The sequence below is a fragment of the Pontibacter sp. BAB1700 genome, from assembly GCF_000277005.1.
Lineage (GTDB): Bacteria > Bacteroidota > Bacteroidia > Cytophagales > Hymenobacteraceae > Pontibacter > Pontibacter lucknowensis.
In genome coordinates this window covers 1-11958 of sequence record NZ_AKIS01000170.1, presented here as the reverse complement: position 1 = coordinate 11958, position 11958 = coordinate 1, and the positions used below count along the sequence as shown (strand labels likewise).

Genomic DNA, 11958 nt, shown 5'->3' with positions numbered 1-11958 from the left:
CTCGCATTGGCAGTGCTGCCGCTTCTAAGCAACGCCCAAAGCAAAATAAAGGCACCAACTGCCATCTGGCCTGAGTTGCAACTGAGCTATGGCCTCGGCGATAATGGTTTGCTGTTTCTGCAGAATCAGTACCGCATCAACACTGACGAGCGCTACAACGGCATGGGCAGCTTCGAACGCATAGAGTTCACGCTGGGTTATGAGCATGCCTTCACGGATTACTGGCTGGCGGGTGCTATGTTCCGCTATGCCAAGGAAGACATGCCCTCGAGTAACTTTACCTCGGCTTTTATCCGTCATGCTGGTAACATCAAGGGCTTATATTTCAATAAACAGCTGATGCTGGATTACGTGAACCAGGAGCGACGCGATCCTTTTGCACGGTTCAGGCTGATGGCAGAGTTGGGCAAGCGCCTTCCGCTGGGGCAGCGCTTCATCACGCCGTCACTTTCTTACGAGATGTTTGTGGTGAAGGAGTTCGGCGAAGAAACAAACGAATTGTTGATACGCACCATCGATCGCACCCGTCTCAGATTGGACGCCACTTACGAGATTAGCGAGCGGTTTCGTGTCACGCCTTACTTCCTCCGCCAGACCGATTACTACTTTGTGGAGGTGGGGCCAAAATATGACGAAGACGGGGTGCTAATCGAGCAAGGCTATACCACGAAGCGCAACCGCATTTCACCCGTCTTTGGCCTGGAGCTAAAATACACTATCAATAGAGCGGTTTCTACAGGCAGCTATACCTACTAAGTTTCTGAAAAATTGACAGGAACGTCAGCTTTAAGGAGCTTATTAAATGACATTATTTCATGATTTTATAAATAATACGACTGGCAAAATTTTGGCTATATCCTGATTGTAAGTGAAAACAAAAACTTAAAAAAAGGAGGTAGTTATGGTACTTAGAAAATATAACGGCATGCAGGATGACATGCCTCAGACTTTCAGTTCAATGCTAGACAGATTCTTCAACGAGTCTGTAAACTCAAGGGGCTTCGCAGGTTTTACACCACATGTCGATGCCTGCGAAACCGAGAACGGTTACGAAATTGAAGTAGCCTTGCCAGGTATTCGCAAAGAGGACATCTCGATCGATTTCCAGGAAGGTAAGCTAACGATTTCGGGTGAGCGCCGCTTTGAGAAGAAAGAGGAAGGGCGTCGCTACCAGATGCTGGAAACACAGTACGGTACTTTCTCCCGCTCTTTCTATCTGCCTGACAATGTAAATGCAGACAAGATATCTGCACAACTGCAGGACGGTGTGCTCGTGGTGAACGTACCAAAAGACGAGCAGAAAACGATGAAGCGCCAGATCACGATCTCAGGCGGGGAGGAAGCGAAGCAGCCAGCCAAACAAAAGCGTGTGGCAGCCTCAGCCACTGAGAACGGAAGAGAAAAATAAGAACAGTGAATAACAAAAAGAGGCCACCTAAACTGGCCTCTTTTTTGTTATAGAAATGTTAAAGAATGCGAATTGCCTTGACCTTGTATACCACCGTATAGTATATTAGCGTTATAGGTTTGTTATATATATAATCCTTAATATTAGATATTCACCAATCAGGAGGAGTTCAATACATGAAGACGAAACAGTTTATTGTTGGCCTCACACTTTCGGCGCTGATGGGCGGCGGTGTGGCAGTAGGCAGCTATAAGTTGCTGGAGAATGATAGTCCGCAGGGAGTAGAGACTCAACAGCAGTATCCGACCGTACGCTACACGAGCGATATGCGCAGCAGCGATGTGATCGTACCGGAAGGTCTTAATTTTATAAAAGCAGCGCAAGTAACTACCCCTGCCGTGGTACACGTGATGACCGAGTATAGTGCGCGCACGGCACAGCGCAGTAATACGCCTATGGACCCGTTCCTGCGTGAGTTCTTTGGCGACGGCTTTGGAGAGCGTGTACCGCGTGGCCCTCAGATGGGTTCCGGTTCCGGCGTAATCATTGCCTCTAACGGCTACATCGTGACCAACAACCACGTAATCGACCGTGCCGACAAAATAGAAGTGACGCTGGATGATAAGCGTAAGTTTGAAGCCACACTGGTAGGTACCGATCCTACCACCGATTTGGCGCTGTTGAAGATCAACGCGGACAAATTGCCAGTAATACGCTACGGTAACTCTGACGATCTGCAGGTAGGGGAGTGGGTGCTGGCTGTAGGTAATCCGATGAACCTGACCTCTACAGTAACAGCTGGTATCGTGAGTGCCAAGGGGCGCAACATTAACATTCTGCGCACTACCCAAAACCGCGACCTGAGCATCGAGTCATTTATTCAAACAGATGCGGCTGTGAATCCGGGTAACAGTGGGGGAGCTCTGGTAAACCTGAATGGTGATCTTGTAGGTATAAATACCGCTATTGCATCGCAGACAGGCTCTTTTGCTGGTTATTCTTTTGCTGTGCCTTCGGCTATTGTTAGCAAAGTTGTAGATGACCTTCTCAAGTATGGCGAAGTGCAGCGTGCCCTGTTAGGAGCCCGCATTCAGGAAATTGATGCTGCCCTGGCAAAAGAGAAAAACCTGAGCACGCTGAATGGTGTGTATTTGGCTGAAGTAGAAGAAGGTGGCGCCAAAGAAGCTGGTCTTCGCAATGGTGACGTAATTACAGCGATCAACGATGTGAAAGTAGCTCGCTCTTCGCAGTTGCTGGAGCAGGTGGCTCGCTACCGTCCTGGTGATAAAGTGAAAGTGGAATACCTGCGTGATGGTAAGAGTCGCACAGCCAATGTAACACTGAAGAACCTGAATAACAGCACCGAGATTTCGAAGCGTAGCACTGCCAACTCCGTAACCTTTGACGGTGCTACATTTGAGGCAGTGAGCAAGCAGGAAATGAACAAGCTAGGTATAGACGGTGGCGCCAAGATCGCGAACGTTGCCAAAAGCAAGTTCCGCGACAGTGGAATGAAAGACGGTTTCATCATTACACGCATCGATAAGTATGCGGTGAACGTGCCTTCCGATGTGGAGCGCCACCTGAAGAACTTTGAGACCGGCATTGTTTATATTGAGGGTGTATACCCTGACGGTCTGAAAGCCTACTATCCGATCGGAAAGCGCTAAGACCTAACTATAGCATAAAAAGCTTCTGCCATGCATGGCAGAAGCTTTTTTGTTTTAATAGAAGAGAAAAAAGGCCTATCTTCATGCAGCAGAGCGGTCTGCACGTCAGCTCGCTACTGTAGATCACAGTTACAACACCTTTAACTCAAAACACAGGTAAAATTATGAAACAGACCATAGATGAGCTGCCATTGACGAAAGCGATTGCCGATGTGCTGCAGCAGCTAGGTATAAAAGAACTGAACCCAGCCTACAGCACTGGCCTGAAATGGGGCGGCGAAAATAACACTACCCGCGACATTTATTCCCCAGCCGACGGCAACCTGATTGCAACCGTGAACATGGCCAATGCCGACAACTACGAGCAAGTGGTAAGCACCGCTCAGGAAGCCTTTAAGGTATGGCGCCAGATGCCGGCACCGAAACGAGGCGAGGTTGTACGCCAGATCGGCAACAAGCTGCGTGAGCACAAAGAGGCGCTTGGCAAGTTGGTGAGCTACGAAATGGGCAAGATCCTGCAGGAAGGCCTTGGCGAGGTGCAGGAGATGATCGACATCTGCGACTTCGCTGTTGGTTTGTCCCGCCAGTTGCACGGCTACACGATGCACTCTGAGCGTCCGCAGCACCGCATGTACGAGCAGTACCATCCGCTGGGCATCGTGGGCGTTATCTCAGCCTTCAACTTCCCGGTAGCGGTTTGGAGCTGGAACGCCATGCTGGCCGCCGTTTGCGGCGACGTGACCATCTGGAAACCATCTGAAAAAACACCTCTTACCGCCATCGCCTGTCAGCACATCATCCGCGACGTGCTGGCCGACAACGAATTGCCGGAAGGTATATTCAATGTGATCATCGGTGATGCTGAGATCGGCAGCCTGATGGCGCACGACACCCGCGTGCCACTGGTGTCGGCTACAGGCTCTACCCGTATGGGCAAGAAAGTGGGCGAGGCCGTTGGTGCTCGTCTGGGCAAGTCGCTGCTGGAGTTGGGTGGTAACAATGCCATCATCATGACAGAGAATGCCGACATCGAAATGGCTCTTCGTGCTGTGGTGTTTGGTGCCGTAGGTACCTGCGGACAGCGCTGTACCTCTACCCGCCGTTTGATCATCCACGAAAATATTTTTGATCAGGTACGTGACCGCTTGCTCAAGATCTACCCGAACCTGCCGATTGGTCACCCGCTGAGCGATACCACGCTGGTTGGGCCGCTCATCGATAAAGACGCTGTAAAGGCCTTCCAGAATGCACTGGAGGAAGTGCAGAAAGAAGGTGGCATGCTGCTGACCGGTGGTGAAGTGCTGGAAGGCGAACAATACGCAACCGGAACCTATGTGACGCCAGCCATAGTAGAAGCCGAGAACCACTACCACATGGTGCAGGAAGAAACCTTTGCGCCAATCCTATACCTGATCAGGTATAGCGGAGGCGTAGAAAATGCCATTGAAATTCAAAACGGAGTGAAGCAGGGCCTTTCTTCTTCTATTTTCTCGACGAACATGCTGGAGACAGAGGCCTTCTTAAGCCATTGGGGCTCTGACTGCGGCATTGCTAACGTAAATATTGGTACGTCTGGTGCTGAGATCGGCGGAGCTTTTGGTGGTGAGAAAGACACAGGGGCGGCCGCGAGTCTGGTTCCGATGCCTGGAGAATCTACATGCGTCGTCAAACCAACACCATCAACTACAGCCGCGAACTGCCACTGGCGCAGGGTATCAAGTTTGATATTATGGATTAAGGATCAGGATTTGGCGGATTTTTTAGGATGGACAGGATTGGATAACCTTTGTGCTAAGCGTAACACATATTGAATTTTGAACCAGTAATCTATTTCAGAAGACATACTCAATCCTATCTATCGTAATCCTGAAAATCCTGATTCATACTAAGCCAGCTCCATCCGGAGCTGGCTTTTTTGTGGCCATACCTGACAAATAAGTGAAGCGTTGTAATGCAACTGTGAGCAACGGATAAATTTTAAAAATATTTTGCAACTTGATGCAACCCAACGGATTCGCTTGTGTCTTTAGTGCAGAAAGTAGGAAGGGGAGGCAAAGATATAAGATGAAATAAGAGAATAAGTCGACTAACAAGGCAAAAAAAAACGATAAACGAGGCGATTTTGGAAAAAGGCACTTTTCAGGATGTAAATGCACAAGTAGTGCAGCGCTGCAGGGAAGGGGATAACCGTGCCCAGTACGAACTGTACAAACTGTACTCCAAAGCCATGTTTAACGTGAGTATGCGCATCACCAACGACTATGCCGAGTCTGAGGACGTGCTGCAGGAAGCCTTCATCAGCGCCTTCAAAAACCTGCATTCTTACAAAGCAGAAGCTTCATTCGGGAGCTGGCTCAAAAGGATTGTGATCAATGCCTCAGTCAATGCCGTGCGCAAGCGACGCTCGGAATTGGTGCCGCTCGAAGACCGCATCGCCGGGGACATACCTGACGAGGAGTACGATGACGACACCGAGTGGCAGGTAGAGCAGGTACGCCGCGCCATACAGCGCTTGCCTGATGGCTACAGAGTGGTGCTGAGTTTATACCTGCTGGAAGGCTTCGACCATGCCGAGATTGGAGAGGTGCTGGGTATAAGCGAGTCTACTTCGAAGTCGCAGTACAGCCGGGCCCGCAAGAAGCTGCTGGAGATTATGAAAGACACACATTCCATGGCCTAGCCGTGGTTGATTATAAAGAGAAGAGAGATGAAAGATAGATTAAAGGAATTTGTGAATGAAAACCGGGAGGACTTCGACATGTTCGAGCCCAGACCGGAGCTTTGGCAGGAAATCTGTTCCGAGCTGAATACACAAAAGGCACTGGAGGAGAAGCCCCGCAAAGAAGCCAAGGTGATCAGCATCAACTTCGGGGAGCGACTCAACTTCACTGCCGACTTCATGTTCATGAGGGTGGCCGCCACCATTGTGCTCTTGCTGGCCTGTGGTATCACCCTCTGGATGGTGAAACAGAACAGCCCGACTGCTACTAACATCATCGCCGCAAATACTACAGTGGGTGAGCAGCCTTCCGTGTACCAGGTGGCGCCAGAACTGGCCGAGGTGGAAGTGTACTACACCAGCCAAATCAACAGCAAACGCGAAGAGCTAAGCGAATACGACCTGAAAGTGCTGGGCTTGGATGAGACACGCGCCATAGACCGCGAACTGGCCCGTCTCGACAGCAGCTATACCCAACTCAAGAATCAATTACATACCACGCCGAACACCGACCAGGTGATGGCGGCCATGATCCAAAACCTGCAGATCCGGATCGAAGTGCTGAACCGTCAGTTGGAAGTGCTCAAGAAAATAGAAGCTATAAAAGAACAGGATACTACTGAACCACAGAACAATGGAACGACAACTATTTAAATCATTGCGCTACCACATAGCTACGCTTTTGGTTATACTGCCAGCCTGGCCATGGCACACCCTTATGCGCCGGAGCCTTGCCCAAGCCAAATGCCACCTGCGCCACCAGCCCTTGACGCGCAGCAGACACTGCCACCTGCTCCTCCTTTGCCACCAGCGCCTCCTGTGGTGGTGCCGCCGCATCATTCAGGCTGGCAGGAAGCTGAGGTTTATTCGTATAGCTCTGAGAAGCGCAAAACTTTTGAAAAGACCTACAAGGTTAACAAGTCCGATGTGCTGAATATCGATAATAAGTTCGGCAACGTGCACGTAAGCACCTGGAACCGCAACGAGATTCAGGTAAAGGTCGATATTGTCAGCCGAGCCAACTCAGAGCAGGCAGCGCAGGAGATGCTGAACAAGATCAATATAAGCGATAACCGCAGTGGTAATACCATTGTTGTGAAGACTGAAATGGGGTCTATGAACTCTAACGGTCGTCACCAAAGTTTCGAGGTCAACTACACGGTGAACATGCCAGCTGATAATAACCTGGTAGTGAAGAATAGCTTTGGTAACGTATACCTTCCCGACATGAAAGGCAAAGTGGATCTTCACGTGCGTTACGGTGCCTTTAAGGCAGGTAATTTGACGAACTCTTCCAACTCAATTAAAGCTTCGTATTGCCGAAGCATTCCAAACACCATCGGATACCTGAACAAAGGCAATGTGGATCTGGCGTATTCTACCCTTAGTCTGAGCAATACGAATGGTATAAACGGCTCTGTGAAGTACAGTGATCTAAAGATTGGCAATCTATCCGAAGTATTGGAAATGGATGTAAAATACAGCTCCTTTAAGATTGACAATGTGAAAAAGAATTTCAAGAACATCTCACTCAACAGTGGCTATACTCCAATCCAACTGCACTTTGAGGATGATTCAGCATTCGATTTTAATGTCAATGTACAGTTTGCAGAGTTTCAAGTGGATCGCAACCTGGTGAAGTTTACCACACTGGAGAAAGGCCATACTTCAGCGGAGTATAAAGGCAAGTACGGTAACTCAACTTCCAAAGGCTCAATCAACATCACGTCTAAGTACAATGACGTGAAGTTTACAAAATAATGCATTGATTTGTAAACTATTAGCACCGATCGGGTTGTATAATAAAGTTTGTTTAAGGTAAGAGAAGCCGGCCTGTTTACAGGTCGGCTTCTTTGTGTCTGGAGACAGAAGCAAGGGCCTAAAGTATATTGCTGGCAAGAATGTTTTATATTTGAGTATGACAAACGATAAAGAGCTTCTCAATTCATCGAAAGCCCCTGAGCCGGTGGGGCTATACCCGCATGCCCGCCGTGTGGGCAATCTTTTGTTTCTGTCTGGCGTTGGACCAAGAGAACGTGGCACTAAGAAAATTCCGGGTGTAGAGCTGGACGAGGCAGGTAACATTACGGCGTACGACATAGAGGCGCAGTGCCACTCCGTGTTCCAAAATGTGCGCTATATTCTGGAGGACGCAGGTTCTAGTTGGGCAAACCTGGTCGACGTGACGGTCTTCCTGACGAACATGAAAGACGATTTTGCGACCTACAACCGCATCTATGCCGAGTATTTCAAGGATAATCAACCTTGCCGTACTACGGTAGAGATAAACAAACTGCCAACCCCCATCGCCATCGAATTGAAGTGCATCGCCACGATCGGCTAGGTTATACCTGCAAACAGAAGAGCTATACGTGAACAACAGAGAAAACGAATTTAAGCAGCGGGCCTCGGCCTACGCTGAACAGGAGCAGAAAGCAGCCGGTAAATCGAAAACAGTTTCGTGGTTGCGTGTGGTGGTATTTGTGGCGGGAGCTATTACGGCTTGGCTCTTTTTCAGAGATGGCAACACCAGCGCAGGCATCATCAGTATCGTCGGGTTTTACATTATGTTTGTGCTGGTCATGCGCTGGCACAGCCGGCTCGACTACAGGTACAAACAGTTGCAGTTGCTCGGCAAGCTCAACTTGCAAGAGATTGATCGTCTGCAAGGCAAACTACATGGCTTCGATGGCGGCGATGACTTCAGAGACGATCATCATCCCTATACCTCCGACCTGGATATCTTCGGTCCGGACTCGCTTTTCCAGTTGATGAACCGCTCCGTGACGAGCATTGGCAGACTACGGCTTGCTCAGTGGTTTCGGCAGGTAGCTCCTACCCCAACAGTGTTGCGCCGGCAAGAGGCGGTGGCTGAGCTGGCTCAGCCTGAGCAACAGGAATGGCTGCAGCAGGCCATCGTGAAGCCGATGCATTACAAGCACATCAACGAAAACACACAGGAGTTTTTTGACTGGCTACGCTCACAGCACTTCTATAAGGAGCATCCCTGGCTGAAGCTGTTGGTGTTTGTGCTGCCTATATTGACCTTAGGGTCCATTGCGGCTTGGTTCTATGGCTACTCGGGGTACATCGCGGTTGGCTTTTTAGCTATCCAGTACTTGCTGGGTCTCAAATTCCAGAAGCAACGCGACGATTATTATGACAAGAGTATTGGTATGTATGAGGCTATGCAAAGTTACACTGACCAGCTGCGCCACCTTGAGCCCCATACCTTCAAAGCTTCAATGCTGGAGGAGATTCGAGCAAAGCTCTACCGAGGCAACACGCCTGCTTCCGCTGCTATCGGCAAAGTAGCTACCATCATCGATTATTTCTCCTGGCGACTGAGCACGCTGATGAGCTTTTTCCTGAACACGATCCTGATGTGGGATTTCGTGTGGATCTACCGGTTAGAAGTCTGGAAAGCAGAGCACTTGGAACAGGTAGAAGCGTCACTGGAGCTGTTGGCGGAATTTGAGGCGTTGGCTGGTATGGCAGCTTTCCAGTATGCGCGGCCACATTTTGCTATACCTGAGCTGAGTGCTATACCATTTGAGTTTGATGCTGAAAGCCTGGCGCATCCGCTTATCTTTTCGGTGGAGCGTATCGCTAATGATTTTCAGATGCAGGGAGCCGGCAAGACCATTGTGGTGACAGGCTCGAATATGTCTGGTAAGACGACCTTCCTGCGCACCGTAGGCATCAACATGGTGCTGGCCTTTATGGGAGCAGCCGTATGCGCCCGCCGCCTCACAGTGGCCCCGGCGCAGGTATACACCGCCATGCGTACCGCTGATAATCTAGCTGAAAACACTTCGTCTTTTTACGCCGAACTCAAGCGCCTGCGCATTTTGCTCAATATGACAGAAGGGGAGGAACCGGTCTTCTACCTCCTCGACGAGATACTCAAAGGCACGAACTCCCGCGACCGACACGCTGGTGCCATGGCCCTGATCCGGCAGTTGCACCGCCGCAACGCCTCCGGCCTTATCTCAACGCACGATCTGGAACTGGGCGCGATGGAGCAGGAGTTGCCAGGCAGTGTCGAGAACTTCAGTTTCAACAGCACCATTGAGGGCGACAAGATCCTGTTTGACTATACTTTGCAGCGGGGTATCTGCCGCAGTTTCAATGCCAGCAAGCTGATGCAGTTGATGGGGATTGAGATGGAGCGGACCGATGCGGCAGGGTAAAGGCATGTACCTAAAGCCTGATTTTACGTTAGCATAGCAACACATTTAAACCAACCAGTAAATAAACCTATGAGAGTAGTAGCCGACATACCTAACCCGCACGTGAAAATCACGCTGCACTCCTATAACGGTAAGTATATTCTGAAGCTAGAGAAAGCCAACCTGGAGCAGATTTATAAAATAGAAGAAACCGAGGTAGCAGGAGATGAGGGCGCCATTGCCCTGCTGGACGAGGAGTTCATCGAAGCTGTTGTGAACCGTTTCCAGGATATGCGGGATGCCTTTGTGTCGACAGTTAGACGGAATGACTAAATACAGCCAGTACATTGTATCTCAGCAGTAGACTATCAACTGCTGCATAATACAGGTATAGATAAAAAAAGGCGCTGATCACTCAGCGCCTTTTTCAATATGGTTACCAACGTGGTTTAGCCGATAGCTACACGCTTAAACTCAGATACAGTCAAACCTTTGCTAGTCTTCTCAAGCAGCTGAGAGATAGTCAAAGAAGAGTCTTTTACGAACTCCTGGTTCAACAGCGTGCTCTCTTTGTAGAACTTGTTCAGTTTACCTTGAGCGATTTTCTCCAGCATTTGCTCTGGCTTGCCTTCAGCACGTGCCTGCTCTTTGCCGATCTCGATTTCACGCTCGATAGTAGCTGCGTCAACGCCGTCTTTGTCAAGAGCGATTGGCTTCATGGCTGCGATCTGCATCGCGATGTCCTTACCAACTTCAGTTACATCAGTACCGTTGGTGTGGTTCATAGCTACCAGCACACCCAGTTTACCGTTAGAGTGGTTGTACGCTACTACTTTCTCAGCCTTTACAGTCTCGTAAGAAACCACGTCGATTTTCTCACCGATTTTACCCATCAGATCCGTGATGTGGTCTTGCAGTGAACGACCGTCAGCCTGAGCTGTTGCTAGTAATTCTTCTTTAGAAGAAGCGCCAGTAGAAACAGCTGCATCCAGTACTGACTGCGCCAGGTTTTTGAAGTCTTCTACTTTTGATACTGGCTCAGTTTCGCAAGCAAGAGCAACTACAACACCTGTAGTACCATCTTCGCTTACCTGAGTCAACACAATACCTTCAGAAGTAGCATTGTCAGCACGCTTGCTGGCAATCTTCTGGCCCTGCTTGCGCAGAATATCTTTAGCAGCTTCGAAGTCGCCGTTGGCTTCAGTAAGTGCTTTTTTGCAATCCATCATACCTGCACCAGTTTCCTGGCGAAGTCTGTTAACGTCTTGTGCTGTAATAGCCATGATTTTATAATTAAGAATTATGAATTAATAATTAAGAATTATCTACTGTGAGGTTTTCCGAAAAGAAGTACTGGAACTGGTCTATTACTTTCGCAGTCTTTAATTCTATATCAGAATTTCTTTTTCTCCTTCCTGATTCCCCTAAAACAAACTGAACATTGAAGCTTTAAGGCCCAATGTTCAGTTTGTTTACTATGCTATATGCATGCGAGATTATTGCTCGTCAGCTTCCTGCTTGGCTTTGATGCCTTCTTCTTCAGAACGCTTGCGCTCAGTCTCTTCTTTGTCCACTTTACGCTCAGACAGACCTTCTTCAATGGCCTTACCCATAATAGAAACGATCAGGGCGATAGACTTAGAAGCGTCATCGTTTGCTGGGATTGGGAAGTCAACCGTCTCAGGGTTTGAGTTTGTATCGCAAACTGCGAATACAGGCAAATTCAACTTCTGTGCTTCTTTTACTGCGATGTGCTCACGCTTCACGTCCACGATGAACAGAGCAGCTGGCAGGCGAGACAGGTCGGCGATACCACCCAGTACACGCTCCAGTTTCTCACGCTCACGAGAAAGCATCAGACGCTCACGCTTTGCGATAGCTGCATAAGCTGTGTTGTCTTTCACCATCTTATCGATAGTAGACATTTTCTTAAGCGACTTACGCACAGTAGCGAAGTTTGTAAGCATACCACCTAACCAACGGTCAGTT

Annotated in this window: 11 protein-coding genes and 1 pseudogene; 10 read left to right on the top strand and 2 right to left on the bottom strand. The window is 49.1% G+C overall.

Features of this window, described 5'->3' with window-relative positions:
- The 10 genes and pseudogenes from O71_RS17875 to O71_RS17830 all read left to right on the top strand — a co-directional run.
- The coding region (locus O71_RS17875; protein ID WP_007659685.1) for a DUF2490 domain-containing protein at positions 1 to 756 on the top strand (756 nt) is incomplete at its 5' end.
- A gap of 145 nt (positions 757 to 901) precedes the next feature.
- Positions 902 to 1408: an Hsp20/alpha crystallin family protein gene (locus O71_RS17870; protein ID WP_007659683.1), complete on the top strand. Its 507-nt coding sequence runs from the start codon at positions 902 to 904 to the stop codon at positions 1406 to 1408.
- A gap of 176 nt (positions 1409 to 1584) precedes the next feature.
- Positions 1585 to 3078: a Do family serine endopeptidase gene (locus tag O71_RS17865; protein ID WP_007659681.1), complete on the top strand. Its 1494-nt coding sequence runs from the start codon at positions 1585 to 1587 to the stop codon at positions 3076 to 3078.
- A gap of 164 nt (positions 3079 to 3242) precedes the next feature.
- Positions 3243 to 4816: pseudogene (locus O71_RS17860) on the top strand (aldehyde dehydrogenase family protein).
- Positions 4817 to 5200: 384 nt separating this feature from the next.
- Positions 5201 to 5758 carry an RNA polymerase sigma factor gene (locus O71_RS17855; protein WP_007659677.1) on the top strand — a complete coding sequence of 186 codons (558 nt, stop codon included), beginning with the start codon at positions 5201 to 5203 and terminating at the stop codon, positions 5756 to 5758.
- Positions 5759 to 5785: 27 nt separating this feature from the next.
- Positions 5786 to 6451, top strand: a complete 666-nt coding sequence (locus O71_RS17850) for a hypothetical protein (protein ID WP_007659675.1) — start codon at positions 5786 to 5788, stop codon at positions 6449 to 6451.
- Positions 6452 to 6502: 51 nt separating this feature from the next.
- On the top strand, positions 6503 to 7558 hold the full coding sequence (locus O71_RS17845) for a hypothetical protein (RefSeq protein ID WP_155800993.1): 1056 nt from the start codon (positions 6503 to 6505) through the stop codon (positions 7556 to 7558).
- 157 nt (positions 7559 to 7715) lie between these two features.
- Positions 7716 to 8141 (top strand): RidA family protein, encoded by a 426-nt coding sequence (locus tag O71_RS17840; protein ID WP_007659673.1) that lies wholly within the window; start codon positions 7716 to 7718, stop codon positions 8139 to 8141.
- 28 nt (positions 8142 to 8169) lie between these two features.
- Entirely contained in the window at positions 8170 to 9990 is a 1821-nt protein-coding gene (locus tag O71_RS17835) for a hypothetical protein (RefSeq protein ID WP_007659672.1), read from the top strand.
- 69 nt (positions 9991 to 10059) lie between these two features.
- A complete protein-coding gene (locus O71_RS17830; RefSeq protein ID WP_007659671.1) occupies positions 10060 to 10302 on the top strand; it encodes a hypothetical protein in 243 nt (80 codons plus the stop codon).
- Positions 10303 to 10418: 116 nt separating this feature from the next.
- Here O71_RS17830 and tsf read toward each other — a convergent pair whose 3' ends face one another.
- Positions 10419 to 11252 carry a translation elongation factor Ts gene (gene tsf, locus O71_RS17825; protein WP_007659670.1) on the bottom strand — a complete coding sequence of 278 codons (834 nt, stop codon included), beginning with the start codon at positions 11250 to 11252 and terminating at the stop codon, positions 10419 to 10421.
- Positions 11253 to 11465: 213 nt separating this feature from the next.
- On the bottom strand, positions 11466 to 11958 hold a 493-nt coding region (gene rpsB, locus O71_RS17820; protein ID WP_007659669.1), incomplete at its 5' end, for a 30S ribosomal protein S2.